This is a genomic window from Steroidobacter agaridevorans (assembly GCF_009932555.1).
Lineage (GTDB): Bacteria > Pseudomonadota > Gammaproteobacteria > Steroidobacterales > Steroidobacteraceae > Steroidobacter > Steroidobacter agaridevorans.
Window position 1 is genome coordinate 143,761 of the sequence record NZ_BLJO01000001.1, and the last position, 21,392, is coordinate 165,152.

The following is a 21,392-nucleotide window of genomic DNA, read 5'->3' on the forward strand; positions in this document are numbered from 1 at the left end:
CTCGGACCTTCACGCCAGGTCTTTGCTTTACTCGTGGAGGCGCTCCGCTTTCGCGGATGAGGATGGGTCGCGCAGCTGGATCCGCGTGCAATTCACAGTCGCGGACGCGCATTGCGCTAAACTCCGTTCCCGACCAGTGAACGATTAGACGATTTCAAGACGGTCGATCTCACCCGGGAACACCAGTGGTCAAAGTTCTTGGCGTCAGCCTCCACGACCAGACCGAGGGCGCGATGAAATCAGCTATCGTCGGCATCGGCGCCTCCGCGGGCGGGTTGGAGGCAATTTCCGAGATTCTCGGCGGCCTACCCTCACATCCGGGCGTGGCAATCATCGTCGTCCAGCATCTGGACCGCGCGCGGGACAGTCTGCTGTCAGAGATTCTGCGACGGCGCACAAACCTGCCCGTCATCGAAGCCCGGGACGGTCTGCCTATCGCATCCGATCATGTGTACGTCATTCCACCCAATGCCACTCTGACCGTTGACGGGCGTGTGCTGCGACTCTCGCCTCGCGCGGCCACTGGAATACACCTGCCGATCGATGCGCTGTTTCGTTCGCTTGCAGACGACTGCGGAGAGGCCGCGGTCGGCATCGTTCTCTCTGGCGCCGACTCCGATGGATCGGCGGGCATGCAGGCCATAAAACACGCGGGCGGCATCACCCTCGCGCAGGACCCCAACACCGCCCGGGTGTCTGGGATGCCTCAGTCCGCCATCGAAACCGGATGTGTCGACTTCGTCCTCCCAGCTGGAGAGATTGCCCCTGAGCTGGTGCGTCTCTGCGCACACTCATATCTCAGGTCTGCTGACATTCCCGAGGCTGTGGTCGCTGATACAGACAGCGACGGCGCGACCGTGGGAGAGCTATTTCGCCGTATCTTCCGTCGGCTGCGGCTCACTCACGGAGTCGATTTTAGTGCGTACAAGGCCAGCACCTTGCGCCGCAGGCTGGCACGACGCATGGCCGTGCAGCGCATCGGGACGCTGACGGAATACACAGCGTTCCTGGAGAACGATTCCAAAGAGGCCGCGGCGCTCTACCAAGATTTCTTGATCCGCGTGACCTCGTTCTTCCGCGATCCAGCCACCTTCAGCGCGCTGATCGAGCACGTATTCCCACGCCTCATCAGCGGGCGTTCGCCAAAAGCGCCGATCCGGATCTGGGTGCCGGGTTGCGCCACCGGTGAGGAGGTCTATTCGATTGCCATCGCCTTGCTGGAGTATCTGGGCGATATGCTGCCGCCCGCAGGGATTCAGATCTTCGGCACCGACATCAGTGAAGCCGCGATCGAAAAATGTCGCGCGGGCACGTACTCCGACTCCATCGCGCAGGATGTTTCCGCAGACCGACTCCGTCGCTATTTCGTTCGGCAGAACTCTCACTATGTCATCGCGCGATTCGTCCGTGATTTGTGTGTGTTTGCCCGGCAGGACATTGCGCGAGACCCGCCGTTCTCACGACTCGATCTGGTGAGCTGCCGCAATGTGCTGATCTATATCGGGGCCGCCGCCCAGGGCCGCATCATGCAGACCTTTCGATATGCCCTGCAGCCCAGCGGCTTTCTTCTGCTCGGTCCGTCGGAGAGTGTCGGGCAGGGGGCAGAGCTATTCGAGTCCATCGACAAGCTGCATCGGCTCTACAAGCCGAGGCCGACAATGAGTTCCGCGGCCGCCGATCGCGCGCTTCCTGGCGTTCACGGTTCGATCTCCGCGCCGCAGCGCGCAGCAGAGCCGCCCATGGAGACGGAGTCGGCTGTGCGCCATGCCGACCGCCTCCTGCTCGCTCGCTACTCGCCCGCCGGCATCGTCGTCGACGATGCACTCAACATTCTGCAATTCCGCGGCGAAACCGCGCCTTTCCTCGCGCCGGCAAGCGGACCACCGAGCCTGAACCTGTTGAGAATCGCGCGCCCCGAACTGCTGCTGACCGTTCCGCCCGCGATAGAGGAGGCTCGCGCGAGCGGCAAGGTCGCCCGCCGAACGGGTTTGACCATAGACGGTGTCGGAAAGGTGGATCTTGAGGTGATTCCCCTGCGGCAAGCAGGCGATGTCGCCTATCTGATCCTGCTGGAAAGCGAATCATTCCGGACGATTGGCCGGCGAGAGCGGCTGATCAGCACGACCTCGCTTTCGGAATCGGAGCAGGACCAGCACCTCGCCTACCTCGAGCGCGAGAACCTGGAGCTTCGAGAGTTCCTGCAGGCAACGATGGAGCAGCACGAGGCCGCCAAGGAGGAATTGAAGTCGGCGCATGAGGAAGTGCTGTCAGCGAACGAGGAATTTCAGAGCACCAACGAAGAGCTGGAAACGTCGAAAGAGGAACTGCAATCCGCGAACGAAGAGCTGATCACGACCAACGATGAGCTGCGCGAGCGCAATCGCGAGCTTGCAGTGCTCAACATGCAGCTCGAAAATGCACAGCAGCTGTCCGACCGGGCGCACGCATTGGCAGAGGCAATCGTGGAGACGGTCCGAGAGCCGCTCGTCGTGCTCGACCACAACCTGAATGTTCTGCGCACCAACAGAGCCTTCACCACGCAATTCGGCGTGCCGGTTGAGGATATGAAAGGCAGGTCGCTCGATGTAGTCGGCGTCGCGCTGGGGGATGAGACGCTGAACCAGCGCCTGTCCGCCATTCTCACTGACGGACCGACCTTCACCGACTTCGAGGTCGTTATGCCGCACAGTCGGGAGGGCCGTCGCATCCTGTCATTCAGCGCACGGAAGATCGCGGCAGACGTTGACCGCGTCGAACTGATCCTGCTCGCGATCGAAGATGTCACGGAGAAGAGCGCGCGAATCGAAATGGTACGCGAGGAACTGGTGGAGTTGCGAAGCAACCTCGCTCATGCCGGTCGAGTCACGGCGCTTGGCGAACTCGCGTCCGGCCTGGCTCACGAGCTTCGCCAGCCCCTGACCGCGATCCTGACCGATGCGCAGGCCGCGCAGATGCTGCTGCGTGCTCCAGATCCCGATCTGGTTGAGTTGCCAGAGATTCTCGCCGAAATCGTCCGCGATTCGCAGCGTGCGGCCGGAGTGATCGACCGCTTGGGCAAGATGCTGAAGCGTCAGCCGATGGTGCTTGTACGAATGTCCGTAGAGGACTTGCTGAAAGATGTCACCTCGCTGGTCCACGGCGACATCGTCAGGCGAGGAATATCGCTGCAGACGAACCTCGGCTACCGCGGTATGTTCGTCCAGGGCGACAGAGTGCATTTGTCCCAGGTTCTGATCAACCTGGTCATCAACGCGATGGACGCAGTCGACGGTCTCGAACAAGCGCGCCGACGTGTCGTCTTGCATGCTCGTACCAACGCTGAAGGGTGGATCGAGATTGGCGTAGCAGACGCTGGCTCCGGAATTCCGCACGAAGCGATGAAAAAGATCTTCGAGCCCTTCTTCACGACCAAGCCCTCCGGGATGGGGATGGGACTGGCTATTTCTCGCACTATCATAGAAGCGCACAACGGCAGACTGTGGGCGGAGAACAATCCAGAGCTTGGAGCAACATTCTGGCTTGCGATGCCAGCGCTCGTCGAGCAAGCTTGATACAGGGGCAACTGCTCTGCCCTTTCGCCGCGGGCCCGTATCCGATCGCGCGCGTTCATGTGTCAGCGCACAGCTCTCCACCACCGGGTTGCCGTACCGTTCAAGGACGGCGTTTACACGAGCTTGCGCGAACTGTTCTTGGATTTCGACGCTGATCTGGCAGCGATCACGGTTGCCACCTCCTCTCCTCTTCGATCCGCGCATGCACCGTGAGCTTCTGGCAGACCTGCTCAGCCAAGCCGACAGCGGATTACTACAATGAAACAAAATGAGCCGCTGACGCAATTACTCGAGGAACAGACATCTGCCCTCCGCCCGCCGGGTCGAGTGCGCAGCAGGAACTTCAGCCCCTGCCGGCCGTTAGTCCGGCACACGGTAGGTTCTCCATGCGGTCATCTCGATCTCAGCCATCCGCGAGGACCTCTCCAAGCTCACACCATTTTCATTTTCGACCGCGCTACTTGCCGGACTCCTTACAGTCACCGCGGTGAATGCACAGACAACCGAGTCGGCCACCGAGCGCGAAGCTGCCGACAACACCAAGGCGAACGCCACGGACCGGAACACGGATGCGAAGACCCCGGTCGATCAATCGAACGATAAGGACGCGATTGAAGTTGCCGCCGGCATTCGCAGAGCCGTGCTGGACGACAAGTCGCTCTCAACGTCAGCGCACAACATCAAGATCGTTACCGATGGAGATGTCGTAACACTGGGTGGCCCGGTTGAGAGCGTTGACGAGAAGACGCGCGTCGAAGCGCCGGCGGTGAAAGTAGCGACGGGCAAGCAGGTGCGCAACGAAATTTCCGTTGCTCGCGGAGCCGAAGCTGCCACCTGAATGAAGGCACTGGTCGCGACGTCACGGTTCTGCCGGCCATCCACCAGGAGTACGAGCATGCGCTGGCACACAAGTGACGTCGGTGCGCAACCGTACATAGACTTGCGCCGAAGTCCGTAACGTTCGCTAGCGCACCGAGCATTCAGCTACAACAAACAGAGGAGACTTCCGCTCCCGCGGCCCCTAGATGAAGCTGCGTGACGCGGCTCGTTCCGCCCGTTTGATTTTCTTCGCCGCACGCTTCTCGTCGAGTGTCCTGGTCGGCTTTTTCTTCTGGTCTTTCTTGCGATCCTGGCCCTTGCTCATAAGTCACCCCGTTGATCGTCAGCACAGTGGATATCAATCATTGACGCAGGCCGCGCCGTGGAGATGAAAGCCCTTGTCGCATCTCCAGGCGTCGCCGGAGTAGTCCAGATGAGCATTCGCGGGGACTCGTACCGCAACGCATGCGGCGCCCTCTCGACGGAAGCCCCGGTCGCATTCCCAACTGCTTCCAGCGCGCGACAGGAATGCATTCGCCGGCAGCTCGATGGGAATGCAGGCCGCCTGCGAGGACTGGAAACCACGATCGCACTCCCAACCTGGACCGTATGACGAGTCGACCGAGTGCGCGTTGCTGGGAACCTCGATGGCCACGCATTGGCCTTGCGCCTCGCGATAGCCGCGCTCGCATCGCCAGCCGCTACCGAATGAATCATCGAGATAGGCATTCTGCGGCACTTTGACTGCCGTACATGCATCGTTCGTTCTCAGGTAGCCCCGGTTGCAGCGCCATTGATCCCCCGATGCATCCAGGTACGCGTTCGCCGGTACGGCAATGCGCAAACAGCGATTGGCGATCCTCTCGAAGCCGGTCATGCATTCCCAGCCAAACCCAGCGCGAGTTGTCATTGCGTTATCCGGCAGGATGTCCGGCGCTTCCGCCGAGGATGAGGAAACGAACGTCGTGAGTGCCATAAACAGCACCGCAAGCAAACCTCCGGCCGTGCGTGTTGAACTCACTGAAATCCCCGAAAGCAGCTTGAAAGCCATTCAATGCTCCTGACAGCAGCCCGCAGTGTGCGGTCGGTGCGATCCGGCGTCGGTGCGCTAACGAACATAGCCCCGACTGGGTCGTCGCCGATGCCTCTCTCTAAGTTCGCTACCGCACCGACGGTTGGGCGGCTCGAGTGCAAAGTCGCCGTTTGAATCCTTCGCTGGAGTGACGCGCGCGATCGACCTCACGCCTCCACGCGCACCAACAGAAGTACGCCATGGAGCAGACCTTCCTTGAAATCGTTCCTGTCTCGCCTGCCTGGGTGGCAGCAGCCCACACCGCCTTGGAATAGCTCCGCGATCATTCGTGAGGAGCTGTTCAGCATCACGCGACTCGAACAGCACGCTGAAAGCCTAGCGCAGTCGCAACCCGTTACGACGCGACCGCAACGCAGGCGCTCGCTCAATGCGCGTCTCAGCAATAACGAAGAGGTGCTGCTCGGGGCTTATCGCACGATTACTTTGGCGGCGAGCAAGGGTGGCAACATCACACCCGCGGGAGAATGGCTGGTCGACAACTATCATGTGATCGAACAACAAATTCGCAAGATCCACAGCGACCTGCCGCCGAGCTTCTATCGACAGCTGCCGAAGCTCGCTGACGGCCCCTTCACCGGCTATCCGCGTGTCTTTGGCATGGCGTGGGCGTGCGTCGCGCACAGCGACAGCCGCTTCGATCTGGACGCGTTGATTCGCTTCGTGCGTGCGTATCAGGTGGTGCAACCGCTGACGATCGGCGAGTTGTGGGCGATGGCGATCACGCTGCGCATCGTGCTGGTAGAGAACCTGCGCCGCGCCGCCGAACGAATCGTGAGCGGCCGAGCCGAGCGCGAGCAGGCTGATCGGGTTGCCGATCGGCTGCTCGGAGTGAACGGGCTCACGATCGATCGACAGGCGCTGTTCCGATACTTCCAGAAGCACGGCGAGCTCCCCGCATCGTTCGTGGTGCAGGTGGTGAAGCGCTTGCGCGATCAGGACCCACGCGTAACGCCGGCGCTGCAGTGGCTGGAAGAGCAGCTCATCGCGCAGGGAACCACTTCCGACCAGATGGTCCACGACGAGCATCAGCGCCAGGGCGCGACGAACGTCACCGTGCGCAACATCATCACCAGCATGCGCCTGATCTCCGACGTGAACTGGGCGGAATTCTTCGAAGCGGTGAGCCTGGTCGAGGCGGCTCTGTGCAGGGAGACCGATCTGGCGCAAATGGATTTCGCCACCCGCAACTTGTATCGCAGCGCCATCGAGACCTTGTCCCGTCGGTCCGCGTGCAGCGAGTTGGAAATAACGCATGCCCTGATCGCCGCCACTCAATCGGTCGCCGCCTCCGACCCCGATGAGCCTCGCAAGCGGGACCCTGGTTATCATCTCTTGGGTCGCGGGCGACGCTCCTTCGAAGAGGTCGTTGGCTATCGCGCACCGCTGAGCCATTGGCCGCGAGCCCTGAGTGACTCAGTCGGACCCATGGGCTTCATTCTTTCGGTGCTGCTGTTAGCTGCGCTCATCATCTCGATACCGCTGGCCGCACTGGCGGCCCAGGGGATCGCGCTGGCGCATCTGTTGGTGTGCGCACTTCTGGGAATGATTCCCGCCATCGACCTCTCGGTCGCCCTGGTGAATCGTGCAGTTACGCGCGGGTTCGGCGCAACGATGTTGCCTGGGTTGTCGCTGCGCAAGGGCATTCCGGCAAGCATGAGAACCATGATCGTAGTGCCGGCGCTGCTGACCACGCGCGAAGCTATCGAAGCACTGCTCGAACGACTCGAAGTTCACTACCTCGCCTCCTCTCACGGCGAGCTGCATCTCGCGCTGCTGCTGGACTGGACCGACGCGGCGACCGAGCACACCGCCGACGACGCAGCTCTGTTGCAGATCGCAGCTGACGGCATCGCTCGTCTCAACCGCCTCCATGAGGCTCCTTCGCAGGGCACGCGCTTCTATGCACTGCATCGCCGTCGCATCTGGAGCGACAGCCAGCAACACTGGATGGGATGGGAGCGCAAGCGAGGCAAATTGCATGAGTTGAATCAGCTGCTGCGTGGCGCCGTCGACACGACGTTCATTGCCCCCGACACCCGGATGCCGGCGCTGCCACCCGATGTTCGCTACGTCATCACGCTGGACGCAGACACACGCTTGCCGCGAGAAGCCGTGCGACGCCTGGTCGGTAAGCTGGCGCATCCGCTCAATCACGCCCGATTCGATGCGACCGCGGGCCGAGTCGTCGAAGGCTATGGCGTACTCCAGCCACGGGTGACGCCATCGCTGCCGATCGGTCGCGAAGGCTCGCTGTTCCAACGCACCTTCTCCAGCATGACCGGCATCGACCCGTATGGCGCGGCCGTCTCCGACGTGTACCAGGATCTGTTCGGCGAAGGTTCGTACGCCGGCAAAGGTATCTACGATATCGACGCGTTCGAGGCGGCGCTGGCCGAGCGGGTGCCGACCGGCTCGCTGCTCAGCCATGATCTGTTCGAAGGCACCTTCGCACGCGCCGCGCTCGCTTCGGACGTCGAGGTCATCGAAGAGTTTCCTGCGCGATACGACGTCGCGGCGGCACGCAGTCATCGTTGGGTACGTGGCGACTGGCAGTTGCTACCGTGGCTGTTCGGTCGTCCCCATGCGTCTCGACGCGGCACCGGCTCGTTGCCGCTGCTCGGCCAATGGAAGATGCTCGACAATCTGCGCCGCAGTCTGTCCGCGCCGACCGCTCTGCTCGCTCTGCTGACAGGCTGGTTGCTGCCGCTGCACGCGGCCTCGATATGGACTGCGTTCGTGCTGACGGCGATTGCACTCCCGGCGCTCCTGCCGGCGTTGGCAGCGGCAGTGCCTCGACGCGGCGTCATCGCCCGCAGCCATCTGACTGCCTGGAGCCAGGACATAGCGCTCGCCTGCGCGCAGATCGGATTGATCATCACATTTCTCCCGCATCAGGCCTGGCTCATGATCGATGCCATCAGCCGCACGCTGTACCGGCTGGCCATCAGCCGACGCAACTTGCTCGAGTGGGTCACAGCGGCGCAATCGCAGCTCGCCTCGCAACCGGGCCTGGCTGGCATCTACCGACGCATGAGCGCAAGCGTGCTCGCTGCGCTGAGCGCCGTGGCCCTGATTGCCTTCGGAAAGTTCGAGGCAATCTGGGTGGCACTGCCGTTCGTAATGCTGTGGACCGCGGCGCCTGCGATCGCACGACGGATCAGCGAATCGCCGCTGGTCGCCGGTCGCGTGCCGGTCTCCGATGCCGACCGGCGGGGGTTGCGCCTGGTCGCGCGTCGAACCTGGCGATATTTCGAAACGTTCGTCAGCGCCGCTGACCGCATGCTGCCGCCGGACAACTTTCAGGAGGATCCGCGGCCCGTCGTGGCACATCGCACCTCGCCGACCAATATGGGCCTGTATCTGCTGTGCGCCGTCAGTGCTCGCGACTTCGGCTGGACCGGAACGCTGGAAAGCATCGAGCGACTGGAAACGACGCTGGCGACCATGCAGCGCCTGCAACGATTTCGCGGCCACTTCTACAACTGGTATGACACGCGCGACCTGCGACCGCTCGAACCGCCGTATGTATCCTCGGTCGACAGCGGCAATCTGGCGGCACACCTGATCACAGTCGCCAATGCATGTCACGAGTGGACCCGCCTCCCACTCGACACCGCAGCCCACTTCGACGGCGTCGCGGATGCTGCTCATCTGGCCCGCGATGCCCTGCTGAAACTTCCCGACGAACATCGCACTCAGGCGCTCACGCGCCACCAGCTCACAGAGTCCTTGTCGGAACTATCCAAAGCGATCGATCGCAAAACTCCGCCAACGGATATCACGACTGCCCTTGTCCACGCCGACGTGCACGCGACCATCCTGAGCGATGGCGCTCGAGCCCTGGCGAGCGAGCACCCTGCATCGGCGTATCAGGATCTGCTGTTCTGGGCGGAGGCGACGCAGCGCTCTATCAAAAGCTGGCAACGCGACGTCCAGGCAGCGGAAAACGGTGACCAGAACATACCGCGACGGCTGCTGGCGCTCGCAGCCAGCGCACGCGCACTGGCCCTCGCCATGGAATTCGGCTTCCTCCTCGACCCCGAACGCAAGCTGCTGGCCATTGGGTATCGTGTCTCGGAAGGGGCGCTCGATGAGAGTTGCTACGACTTGCTGGCATCCGAAGCGCGTCTGGCGAGCTTCTTCTCCATCGCGAAAAACGATGTGCCGGCAAGCCATTGGTTCCGGCTCGGTCGGGAAGTCACGCCGGTGGGACAGGGTGCGGCGCTCATCTCCTGGTCAGGTTCGATGTTCGAGTACCTCATGCCCTCGCTCGTCATGCGCGCGCCCGCAGGGAGCCTGCTCGAACAAACGAGCCGCCTCATCGTGCGCCGGCAGATGGGCTACGGTGCTTCGCTGGACATTCCGTGGGGAGTTTCCGAATCGGCGTATGGCGCGCGCGATCTGGAGCTCACTTATCAGTATTCCAACTTCGGCGTGCCGGGCCTCGGGCTCAAACGCGGCCTGAGTGACAATCTCGTCATCGCTCCCTACGCAACCGGCCTTGCAGCCATGGTCGATCCGAAGGCGGCGATGCAGAACTACGCGCACCTTGCCAGTGTAGGTGCACTAGGCACGTACGGATTCTATGAAGCACTCGACTACACACGTACCCGACTGCCGGAGGGAACCGATGTCGTCATCGTAAATGCCTTCATGGCACATCATCAGGGAATGACCATCGCAGCTGTCGCCAACGTTTTGTTCGACGGAAGGATGCGTGCGCGATTCCACGCCGACGCCATGGTGCAGGCTGCCGAGCTGCTGTTGCACGAACGGACGCCGCGAGATGTGTCCGTTGCCCATCCAAGAGCCGAAGAAGTGAAAGCCGTCGCGCGCAGCGACGATCAACAGCTGCCTACGTTGCGACGAGTGTACACTGCGCACTCCGCCGCTCCCCAGACACATATTCTCTCGAACGGGCGCTATGCCGTGATGCTGAGCGCCGCCGGATCTGGTTACAGCAGGTGGGGCGACATCGGCATCACGCGTCTGCAAGAAGATGCCACACGCGATGATTCGGGTAGCTACCTGTTCGTGCGCAACGCCGCCAGCGGCGCGGCGTGGTCGGCCGGCTTTCAGCCGTGCGGCGTCGAACCCGACAGCTATCAAGTTACCTTCAGCGAGGACCGGGCGGAATTCGTTCGCGTCGACGCGACAGTCATCACGACCCTCGAGGTCGTCGTATCCCCGGAGGACGATGCCGAGGTCCGACGTGTCTCGATTGCGAATACGGGCAGTAGCGCGATCGATCTCGATGTCACCTCATACAGCGAGCTCGCGCTTGCGCCACCGGCAGCCGACTCGGCTCATCCCGCATTCTCGAAGCTGTTCGTCCAGACCGAGTTCGTGACCCATCTCGGCGTCCTGCTGGCAACGAGGCGACGGCGCTCCTCCACCGAACCGGAACTCTGGGCGGCACATCACGTGGCCGTCGAAGGCGCGATCCTGGGGACGCTGGAATACGAAACCGATCGTGCCCGTTTTCTGGGGCGAGGCCGCGAGGTGCATGAGCCGGTTGCAGTCATGGATGGCCGGCCGCTGTCGAACACCGTCGGTACCGTTCTCGATCCGGTGTTCGCGCTGAGACAGCGCGTTCGCGTCCAGCCAGGCGCGATGGCGCGGCTCTCATTCTGGACTTGCGTTTCAGCCACACGCGCCAGCGTGCTCGACCTGTTCGACAAACATCGCGACGCTAACGCCTTCAGCCGTGCCGCGACGCTGGCATGGACACAAGCGCAAGTACAACTACATCACCTGGGCATCACGGCGGAAGAAGCACACTTGTTTCAACGTGTCGCCGGCCATGTCCTGTTCGCCGATGCCTCCCTGAGGCCCTCCTCGGCGGCGATTCAGCGAGGCGGTTGCACTCGACCTGCCCTTTGGGCGCACGGCATCTCGGGCGATGTGCCGATCGTGCTGTTACGGATCGAGCACATGGAGGATATGGCAATCGCCCGGCAGCTGCTGCAGGCACACGAATACTGGCGCCTGAAGCAGCTCGCCGTGGATCTGGTGATTCTGAACGAGCGCGCCGCTTCTTATGTGCGGGATCTGCAAATTGCCCTCGAAGGATTGGTCCGCACGCGCCAATCGCAACCACAGCTTCATGTCGACAGCACCAAGGGGTCGGTCTTCGTGTTGCGCACCGATCTGGTGTCCGCCGAGACCCGTGCGACGTTGTCGTCCGTTGCGCGAGCTGTATTCATCGGTGCGCGAGGCGCCCTTGCAGATCAACTCCACCGTCGCGCGGACCCTGCGGATGTTCCGGCAGGAATGCGGCGGCCGAGACTGAATAACAACGCTCGCACCGGCGCACCGACGCCACGACTGGAATTCTTCAACGGCATGGGCGGCTTCGCGGATGACGGGCGCGAGTACGCGATCACACTCGATGCCGGACAGACGACGCCCGCGCCCTGGATCAACGTGATTGCCAATCCACACTTCGGCTTTCAAATCTCAGCAGATGGCGGCGGTTATACCTGGTCGGTGAACAGTCGCGAGAATCAGCTGACGCAATGGTCCAACGATCCGGTGATCGACCGGCCCGGTGAAGTGCTGTTCGTGCGCGATGAGGATACCGGAGCGCTATGGACCGCGACGCTCGCGCCGGCATGCGATGCAAGCGCGCCCTATCACGTTCGTCACGGTCGGGGCTACAGCGTCTTCGAACATCACGCGCACGAAATCGCACTCGATCTGCTGTTGTATGTGCCACTCGAAGACTCCATCAAGATATCCCGCTTGCGAATCCGTAATACCTCGACGCGAAAACGACACCTCTCCGTGACTGCCTATGTCGAATGGGTTCTGGGCACGTCACGCGCCGCATCCGCGCCCTTCGTGGTGACGGAAATGGATGCGTTGACCGGTGCGATGTTCGCTCGCAATCCATGGAACTCGCAGTTCGCCGCACGCGTCGCATTTGCAGATCTCGCTGGTCGGCAAACGCAGTGGACCGGCGACCGCTGCGAGTTCCTCGGGCGGCATGGCACGCTCGAGCAACCCGCTGCGCTGGGCGTCGTCCCCCAACTCTCCGGGCGCGTCGGAGCTGGGCTCGATCCCTGCTGCGCGCTGCAGACATCGATCACCGTCGAGCCGAACGAATGCATCGAGCTCGTCTTCCTGCTCGGTGAAGCCGCAAGCGTGACCGAGGCACGGTTACTGCTGCAACACTATCGCAACACCGATCTGGATGCCGTGCTCACCCGCGTCAAGGATTTCTGGGACGAAACGCTCGGCGCAATTCGAGTCAAAACGCCGGATCGCTCCATGGATCTGATGTTGAATGGCTGGCTGCTGTATCAAACGTTGGTTTGCCGCATCTGGGCGCGTTCGGCGTTCTACCAAGCCAGCGGCGCCTACGGATTCCGCGACCAGTTGCAGGACGGGATGGCAATCGTGACATCGCAGCCCGCGCTCACTCGTGAACATCTGCTGCGTGCAGCCGGTCGTCAATTTCCAGAGGGCGATGTACAGCACTGGTGGCTGCCGCCGGCTGGGCAAGGCGTTCGTACGCGCATCAGTGACGATCGCGTGTGGCTCGCGTACGCGGCCGTGCACTACCTCACCAGAACCGGCGATACCGCGATCCTGGACGAAACCATCGCCTATCTCGAAGGCGTCGCGCTGGAACCGGGGCAACACGATGCATACTTCCAACCGAATGTTTCCGATAGCGCCGCGACGTTCTTCGAGCATTGCGCTCGCGCACTGGACGATAGCCTCGCCCTCGGCGCGCACGGCTTGCCCTTGATAGGAACTGGCGACTGGAACGATGGCATGAATCGCGTCGGCGATCAGGGCCGCGGCGAAAGCGTCTGGCTCGGATGGTTTCTGCACACGACGCTTTGTGCCTTCGCACCTGTCGCCATCGCCCGGCACGAGAACGCGCGTGCCCAGCGCTGGTTGGCGCACGCCGCGACACTACGGGAATCGCTCGAACGCGAAGCATGGGACGGCAACTGGTATCGACGGGGATACTATGACGACGGCACGCCCCTGGGCTCGGCCGTCAGCGACGAGTGTCGCATCGACTCCATTGCACAGTCCTGGAGTGTCATCTCGGGTGCGGCCGATGCCACGCGCGCCGCTCGAGCCATGGCAGCGGTCCATGAACAACTCATCCGACCGGACGACAGTCTCGCGTTGCTGTTCACACCACCGTTCGATCGCACGCCGCTCGATCCTGGCTACGTCAAAGGTTATCCACCCGGCATCCGCGAGAATGGCGGACAATACACTCACGCCGCTGCGTGGTCCGTCATCGCCTTTGCACGACTGGGCCAGGGAAACGAAGCAGCCGCATTGTTTGCGCTGCTGAACCCGATCAATCGCACGAGCACCCGGACTGCGGTGCGCCGCTACAAGGTGGAACCCTATGTCGTCGCCGCCGATGTTTACTCAGTGGCGCCTCACGTCGGACGCGGCGGCTGGACGTGGTACACCGGCTCCGCAGGATGGCTGTATCGAGCCGGCATCGAAGCCATTCTCGGTCTGCACGTCCAGGGAACGCAGCTACTGCTCACGCCTTGCATTCCGAAAGAATGGCCGCGCTTCGACGTGACCTTCCGATATCGATCGGCGCGCTATGAAATTGCCGTCGTGAACCCGAACGGCGTAAGTGGCGGCGTGGCTTCGATCACCCTCGATGGACTGGCACTGCCCTCAGGCGAGACCCGCATACAGTTACTCGACGATGAGGCCGTCCATCGCGTCGAGCTGATCCTGGGTTCAGTCGCGGCTGCGCACGTCCAATAGATCCTGGACCCGGAGGACGCCATGCACGTGCTCAGTGACGTGCAGTGCTTCGATACGGACGATGTCGGTGCCGACAAAGCCGCTCAGCTCGACAACGCCGGCCAGCGTCTCCACGCGAATGTCATAGCTGGCGGTGATCGAATCCTCTCCCAGCGCCGCACGCACTTTCGCCGTGATGACCCCATCCGTGATCGCCTCGCGCGTCGACTGTTGCGTGCTCATGGCATTCTCCGCTGTCGCTTCCCACCGTCCACCCTTATGCGCCTGCCGCGGCGAGAATGCCAGGGTTCAACAGCCGACAAAGCATCGGAACGCGCCGGTCATTCCCATCGGGCATGCTATTCAGGATTGTGTTGCGGTGACGGGCCGAGCTGTTCGAGCACCGCCTTCAGCGCTCCGCGCTCGATCGGCTTGCGCATCACCGTCACGCCTCGGTACTTGGGATCGACACCGCCACTGCCGTAGCCGGTCGCGAAAGCGAACGGAACGCCCCGCGCCGCGAGAGCGTCGGCAACCGGATAGGAGAGCGAGGTTCCGAGGTTCACATCGAGAATCGCCACATCGAACGACAGTGTCTCGAGCGCGGCCAGGGCATCGTTGCTGGTCCCGTAAGCGTGCCCGTCGAAGCCGAGCTCCTGGACCAGATCTTCGAACAGCATGGCGATCAGCGCTTCATCCTCCACGATCAACACACGCACCATACGGCAGCTCTGCATCAAGTGGCAGGCGCCGCGGATAGCGGCATATCCATTTCGAAAGCCATCCCCGACGGCTCGAAGGTCAGCTTGCAATCGGCACGCAGCTCATGCCTCAGTCCTTGCTCGAGCAACCGCGTCCCGAATCCCCGACGAGCGGGTGCCTGCACCGGCGGCCCGCCCGACTCGACCCAACGCAGCTGCAACCGGGTACCGCCTGCCAGCAATCGCCACTCGATGACGATGCAACCCGCCGGGTCCGTCAGTGCACCGTACTTGGATGCATTGGTGCAAAGCTCGTGAATGGCCATCGCCAAGGGCACGACCGCTCGTTGCGGAAGCAACACGCTTGGACCGTCGACGGTCGCGCGTTCTCCGGCATCGCAAGCGAATTCGATCAACCGTGAGATGAGCTCGCGCAGGTCGGCGCCGCGCCAGTCCTCCCGCGTCAGGATGTCGTGAGTCTTTGCCAGCGCAATGAGCCGCTTCTCGAACCGCTGTTTCAAATCCTCATCCGTCTTGCCCCTGAAAGTCTGGTGCGCTATCGATTGGATGGTGGCCAGCGTGTTCTTGACGCGATGATTGAGCTCGTTGATGAGCAATTGCTGGCGGCGGTGAGCCTGCTTCAGGTGCGTCAGGTCGATGAGCATGTTGACCGCCCCGACCAGACGATAGTCCGCATCGTGCAGCGGCGTCGGGTACGGCATGAAGGGCACGCGTGTCCCGTCGGGCCGTTCGGCAATCGCTTCGACGTTGCGCACCACACGATTCTCCTTGAGCGCGATCGCCATCGGACACTCGTCGTGCGGCACAGGCGTACCGTCGGGCCAGAACAGCCGCCACGATCCGCACCAGTAGCTCGTGCCCAGGTCGGGCCGTACCCCCCATAGTTCGGCCGCCGCCTCGTTATAGAAAGTGAGTGCCCCGTTAGTGTCCGTCGTATAGATGGCGGCAGGCAGCGCTTCCAGCAACTCTCGTGAGCGCCGTTCGCTCTCTTGCAAGTCGAGCTGCGCCAGGTGTCGCTCGGTCACATCCAGGGTAAGGCAGCGCGTGTGGACGAATTCCCCGTCTCGCGAATAAACGTTCGAGCTGATGAGCACATGGCGGATTTCACCGCTCTTGGTGCGTAACCGGGCAGGGTACCGTTCGAGTTTCTCGTGGCACGACAAGCGGGCGAGGATATCGTCGATGACGTCGCGGTCGACATGAAACTCGGCAATGTGCTGACCGACGTACTCCTCGCTTTCATAACCCAGCAGATCGAGCTCCGCCTGGTTGGCGCGCAAAATGCGCCCGTCCGGCCCTACCCAATGAAGCGCAACGACACCATTCTCGAAAAAATCTTCGAGGTCTCGCTGGCTGAATTGCAACTGCTCATCGGGCTCTGGGCGCTCCCCGATGACTTGGAAGCAACCGGCCGCACCGACCAGGCCGCCCGCCGCTTCGTGCAGGAGGTTGATCCTCACCATCGCCGCGACGCGTTCACCGTTCGGCCGCTCGATGACGATCTCCTGATCGGCTGCCACCCCACCGCTCAGCAGCGCCGCCGCCATGGGTGACTCGGAGTGGCTCATGCGTGGTCCGTGCGGCCAATGCAGCCGATGCGAACCACAAAACCGATCCGCGTCGTCCCGCATGCGAGGCCGACGCCCCCACAATTCGATTGCTTGCCGGTTGCAGCGGACGATGCGCCCTTCGTCATCGCACACGTAAGCCGGCGTTGGCAGTTGATCGAAGATGATGTCGCTGATCGAAAGGGCCTGCGCTGATTTCGTGGCGATTGTCGTAGGAGTGCTCATGGACCCGCTTGGGGCCCGCAATGAGCCCTGAATCAACATCAATGCGCCGTGGGGACGCGAGTTCCGGGACCGCTGAAAATCCTTCAAGCGTCCAGGAGCGCGCAGCTCGCCGCGATCGTCGAGTCTGCGCAGGACGCCATCATCAACCATACCTTCGAGGGCACGATCATCCGTTGGAATGCGGATGCCAGGCGAACGGGTCGAGCACTTCGAGATCGATCGAGTCCGTGAAGACTGCAAGCAGATCATTGCCGCCAGGAACTTTATCGCAAGTAGGCAATTGACTCGCTGTTCCCTGCTGCAGCCGAGGTACTCACGTGCCTTGCATCCTCGCGGAACAGAATCATGACGATGGCTCAGACCCAGGCCTTCGCGATCCTCGCCGGCATGATGGTGCTGTTCGTGTGGGGACGGCTCAGGTATGACCTGGTCGCCGGTCTCGCGCTGCTCGCTGCCGTACTCGTCGGTGTGGTGCCCTACGAAGCCGCTTTCAGCGGCTTCGGCGACGATATCGTCATCATCGTGGGCAGCGCCTTGCTGGTCAGTGCGGCAGTGGCCCGCTCCGGCATCATCGAGGCGGTCCTGCATCCACTCGCACCGAAGATCACATCAACGCGTACGCAACTCGTGCTGCTGGTCACCACCGTGACCGTCCTGTCTGCATTCGTAAAAAACATCGGTGCACTTGCGATGATGCTTCCGGTCGCTTTCCAGATGGCCAAGCGCTCCAAAACCCCGCCATCGATGTTTCTGATGCCCATGGCATTCGGCTCGCTGCTCGGCGGACTCACAACGCTGATCGGCACCTCGCCGAACATCATCGTTTCGCACTTGCGTGCCGAAATCACGGGCGCGCCGTTCGCGATGTTCGACTTCGCACCCGTCGGTGTCGGGCTCGCCGCCGCCGGGATCGCATTTCTCGCAATCGCGTACCGTCTGCTGCCGCTCGATCGCGCAGGAGCACCGACGTTGGCCGAGGCCATGGATATTCATGACTATCTCACCGAGGGCCGGGTACGGGCCGCGTCAGCGATCGCCGGCAAGACAATGGCCGACCTGCGTGGATCCGCAGGTCCGGAGGTCGTCGTGACAGCAGTCGTTCGCGACGGCCAGAAAACTTCGCCGCTGCCCGATATGGTGATGCGAGAGAACGATATCGTGCTGCTGCAAGGTGAGCCGGCGGCTCTACAGCAAGCGGTCGCGCGGGTGGGCCTCGAACTGGAAGGCGAGGATCGCAGCATGAGGAGCGACAAGGCCAATGAGGAGATCGGCGGTGTCGAAGCGGTGATCGCTCCAGACTCGCTGCTCATCGGCCAGGCTGCCGGAGATCTGGCTCTGCATGCGCGGTTCAATGTAAATCTGCTCGCCGTGAGTCGCAGTGGCCAGCGCTTCGCCGATCGATTGCGCGACATCCAGCTTCGAGCCGGAGATATCATCGTACTGCAGGGCTCGCTCGGCGACATGCCCGCGCTCTTGCGCGATCTGGGCTGCCTGCCGCTGGCAACCCGCGAGATCAGGCTCGGCAGTGTCCGTCGCGGTGTGATCCCGATTGCAATTCTGGCGGGCGCCATGTTGCTGGCGGGCACGGGTCTATTGCCGGTCGGGCTGGCGTTCTTCGGCGCTGCATTGCTCGTGGTGTTATTTGGCTCGCTCTCGTTGCGTGAGGCTTATGCAACGGTGCAATGGCCGTTGCTCGTCATGCTCGGCGCTCTGATTCCGGTGAGTGAGGCGATTCGCACGACGGGGGGCGCGGATCTCATTGCGACCTGGCTCTCCAACATCGCTCATTCACTGCCGCCCTACGCAGCGCTCGCCTTGATCATGGCGGCAGCCATGGCGCTGACACCGTTCTTGAACAATGCCGCGACCGTGTTGGTAATGGCGCCGATCGCGGTGAGCTTCGCCAGCCGTCTTGGTTTTCAGCCCGATGCATTCCTCATGGCCGTTGCTGTGGGAGCCGCTTGTGACTTCCTCACGCCGATCGGGCATCAGAGCAACACGCTCGTGATGGGGCCAGGCGGATATAAGTTTAGTGACTACGCGCGCCTGGGTGCACCGCTGTCTTTACTTGTCATCGTGCTGGGCGTGCCGCTCATCATGATGACATGGCCCTTGACGCGATGACCGTTCCACGGCCTGTCCGTGCGGTAGCGAACATTGCAGCCCCGCGATCCTGCCCTTGCTACGACTGTTCCCGGCGCTGGAATCGCCACATCGTTCCCGTTCTATCGGGAGGCCGGGATGCTTGCGTCGCTCCATGGCAGTCACTCACACCCGCGGTTTCGCCACATCCGATGGAGTCGATTGTGGCGAACGGCAGTGGCCGCACTTGCCCTGCTTCCCGTCCCCGCATTGTGCGACGACGCGCGTGGCGCATTAGGCGACGCGTTTTATATCGCGGTCGGAACGTTCATCGTCGACACTGACACCACGCTGCGTCTCGACGGGAACGCTGGCCAGCAAGGCGTACCCATCGATTGGGAAAGGAATTTCGGCGACGGCGACGTGAACCGTTTCCGCTTCGACGGCTTTTGGCGCTTCGCCGATCGGCACAAGCTGCGAGCACTGGTGTTCAGCTCTTCGCGCAGCGCCTCCAGGACATTCGATGAGAATCTGGAATGGGGCGGTGACACCTTCCCGGCCAACGGCACGATCGAGGGCAAGATCAAATTCTCGATCTACGAGCTCGCGTACGAGTATGCGTTCATTCGTCGCGAGAGTTACGAGCTCGCAGCTTCGATCGGTCTGCATTACCTCGACTTCGAAGCAAGGCTGGCGGGGAACGCGACAGCCACGGGCACTGCCGGGACCGCGGAGGAGCGCATCGAGCGGACTGGCAGTGTCGGCGCTCCGTTGCCGGTCTTTGGCTTGCGCGGGACCTGGATGCTGTCGCAAACAGTCTCGATCGATGTATCCGGTCAGTTCTTCTCCCTGAGCTACGGCGATTACGACGGCAACATACAAGACTATCGCGCACTGTTTAACTGGCAGCCGAAGAGCTGGCTGGGCATTGGCGTCGGCTACGATCGCTTCGCCGTCGACCTCGATGTGGACGGCAACAACTTCAAGGGCACCATGGACTGGTCATACCAAGGGCCGATGATCTTCTATAGCGTATCGTTTTGATCGCAATCTGGACGGCTGCCGCGCTCCATTTTCAAAGCACACCGCACCAAGAGGCATTTCAGCGTCAGCGCTTGACCGATGCGGCATATGTGCGCCACCGCACCGAGGGCGCCGCGGCGCTGGCGCATTCTCAATAGCCACGTTCAGTGAGACATGGCGAGCGCAAGGGCATGAACTGCGAAGAAAGGAATGGACCCGATGACCGGTCCGACTCATCGCCAACGCATGGCGCCGCTCCCGACACGGAAGATGCGGCAAGCACTCCTTCGCCGCTTGCTCACATCGACGCGCTTGCCGTCGCCACGCTCTCGAGCGAGGCGCTGGCCCGCTATCAGGCGTACAAAGAAGTGCTGCTCGCTCGCGAACAGGACGAAGCAGCCATCCTCTCTACGCTGACTCTGTTCGTGCGGGATCTCTCCGAGAGCCGCTAGTGTCCACTCCTGCCGCATTGGAGCGTCCTGCAAGCGTGCATGCGTCCGGAGCAGTCGCAAGTCACATCAGCGAAAGCGAGCGGTCGCATCCGGCCGAGTTGAAAGATGTCCTCTTGGCGCATCAGAACGCTTCCACGAAGCGCGCGCTATGGCAGCTCGCAAACACCTTCCTGCCGTACCTTCTGCTGTGGTTGGCGATGTACTGGGCACTGGAGGTGTCGCTGTGGCTCACCCTGCCGCTTGCAGCTCTCTCGGGCGCGTTGCTGGTGCGCATTTTCATCATCTTCCATGATTGCACGCACGGGTCCTACTTCCGTTCTCGGCGCGCGAACGACATTGTCGGCTTCATCGCTGGCGCCTTGACGTTCAGTCCGTACCAGCACTGGCGCTGGGAGCACGCGATTCATCACGGCAGTTCCGGAAATCTCGACCGACGCGGAACCGGCGACGTATGGACCATGACCGTCGAGGAATATCTGAGCGCGTCGCGCCAGCAACGTTTTCTGTACCGGCTGGCGCGCAATCCACTGGTACTGTTCGTGCTCGCGCCGCTGTTCGTCTTCGTGATCAAGCAGCGCTTTGCGGCCGCGAACGCGCAACGGCGACAACGCCACTCAGTGTGGTGGTTGAACCTGACGCTGCTGATCAGCACGACGCTGCTGAGCTCGCTATTCGGCCTGGCCCCTTACCTGCTCATTCAATCGATCGCTATGACTGTGGCTGGCGCGACCGGCCTGTGGCTCTTCTATGTCCAGCATCAGTTCCAAGGTGTCTACTGGGAACGCAACGACAAGTGGGACTACACGGCAGCCGCGCTGCGCGGCAGTTCCTACTACAAGCTGCCTAAAGTGCTGCAATGGCTCTCCGGGAACATCGGCTTTCATCATATCCACCATCTCAGCCCGCGCATTCCCAATTACAACTTGCAGAAGTGCCACGACAGCGACCCGCGATTCGCAGAGGTCACGTCGCTGTCGCTGCTGTCGAGCCTGCAATCGCTCAAGTTCCGCTTTTGGGACGAGCAGACCCGGGAACTCGTCGGCTATGCGCACATTCGCAAGCTCGAAGCGGGCCGGCGTGCGGACCGCCGCTCGGGCTCCGCACGTCCAGTCGCTTGA

12 protein-coding genes are annotated in these 21,392 nt (G+C 62.1%); 7 read left to right on the top strand and 5 right to left on the bottom strand.

Features of this window, described 5'->3' with window-relative positions; all coding sequences use genetic code 11:
* Positions 1-233: 233 nt before the first annotated feature.
* Both GYH35_RS00670 and GYH35_RS00675 read left to right on the top strand, forming a co-directional pair.
* Entirely contained in the window at positions 234-3,551 is a 3,318-nt protein-coding gene (locus tag GYH35_RS00670; protein WP_161827387.1) for a chemotaxis protein CheB, read from the top strand.
* 487 nt (positions 3,552-4,038) lie between these two features.
* Entirely contained in the window at positions 4,039-4,389 is a 351-nt protein-coding gene (locus GYH35_RS00675; RefSeq protein WP_161827388.1) for a BON domain-containing protein, read from the top strand.
* Positions 4,390-4,572: 183 nt separating this feature from the next.
* Here GYH35_RS00675 and GYH35_RS35085 read toward each other — a convergent pair whose 3' ends face one another.
* The gene (locus GYH35_RS35085; protein ID WP_268894908.1) at positions 4,573-4,695 is read right to left on the bottom strand and encodes a hypothetical protein; all 123 of its coding nucleotides are present in this window, start codon (positions 4,693-4,695) and stop codon (positions 4,573-4,575) included.
* A gap of 33 nt (positions 4,696-4,728) precedes the next feature.
* Positions 4,729-5,346 (bottom strand): hypothetical protein, encoded by a 618-nt coding sequence (locus GYH35_RS00680; protein WP_161827389.1) that lies wholly within the window; start codon positions 5,344-5,346, stop codon positions 4,729-4,731.
* Positions 5,347-5,658: 312 nt separating this feature from the next.
* On the opposite strand from GYH35_RS00680, the gene GYH35_RS00685 reads away from it, so the two are divergent.
* Positions 5,659-14,223, top strand: a complete 8,565-nt coding sequence (locus GYH35_RS00685; protein WP_161827390.1) for a GH36-type glycosyl hydrolase domain-containing protein — start codon at positions 5,659-5,661, stop codon at positions 14,221-14,223.
* On the opposite strand, the gene GYH35_RS00690 is transcribed toward GYH35_RS00685, so the two are convergent.
* The 3 genes from GYH35_RS00690 to GYH35_RS00700 all read right to left on the bottom strand — a co-directional run bounded on the left by GYH35_RS00690 (position 14,197) and on the right by GYH35_RS00700 (position 16,966).
* Positions 14,197-14,445 carry a BON domain-containing protein gene (locus tag GYH35_RS00690; protein ID WP_161827391.1) on the bottom strand — a complete coding sequence of 83 codons (249 nt, stop codon included), beginning with the start codon at positions 14,443-14,445 and terminating at the stop codon, positions 14,197-14,199. The two genes, GYH35_RS00685 and GYH35_RS00690, sit on opposite strands and share 27 nt — an antisense overlap.
* Before the next feature lie 116 nt (positions 14,446-14,561).
* Positions 14,562-14,924, bottom strand: a complete 363-nt coding sequence (locus GYH35_RS00695; protein WP_202624007.1) for a response regulator — start codon at positions 14,922-14,924, stop codon at positions 14,562-14,564.
* Positions 14,925-14,938: 14 nt separating this feature from the next.
* On the bottom strand, positions 14,939-16,966 hold the full coding sequence (locus tag GYH35_RS00700; RefSeq protein WP_308683771.1) for a sensor histidine kinase: 2,028 nt from the start codon (positions 16,964-16,966) through the stop codon (positions 14,939-14,941).
* A gap of 96 nt (positions 16,967-17,062) precedes the next feature.
* Here GYH35_RS00700 and GYH35_RS00705 point away from each other — a divergent pair, with 96 nt between their 5' ends.
* From GYH35_RS00705 to GYH35_RS00720, 4 genes are all read left to right on the top strand, one after another.
* Positions 17,063-18,841, top strand: coding sequence for an SLC13 family permease (locus GYH35_RS00705; protein WP_161827393.1), 1,779 nt, complete (start codon positions 17,063-17,065; stop codon positions 18,839-18,841).
* Positions 18,842-19,036: 195 nt separating this feature from the next.
* Complete coding sequence (locus tag GYH35_RS00710; RefSeq protein ID WP_161827394.1) at positions 19,037-19,843, top strand: hypothetical protein; 807 nt, start codon at positions 19,037-19,039, stop codon at positions 19,841-19,843.
* A gap of 170 nt (positions 19,844-20,013) precedes the next feature.
* Entirely contained in the window at positions 20,014-20,274 is a 261-nt protein-coding gene (locus GYH35_RS00715) for a hypothetical protein (RefSeq protein ID WP_161827395.1), read from the top strand.
* On the top strand, positions 20,274-21,392 hold the full coding sequence (locus GYH35_RS00720) for a fatty acid desaturase (protein WP_235936674.1): 1,119 nt from the start codon (positions 20,274-20,276) through the stop codon (positions 21,390-21,392). The genes GYH35_RS00715 and GYH35_RS00720 overlap by 1 nt, the downstream gene beginning before the upstream one ends.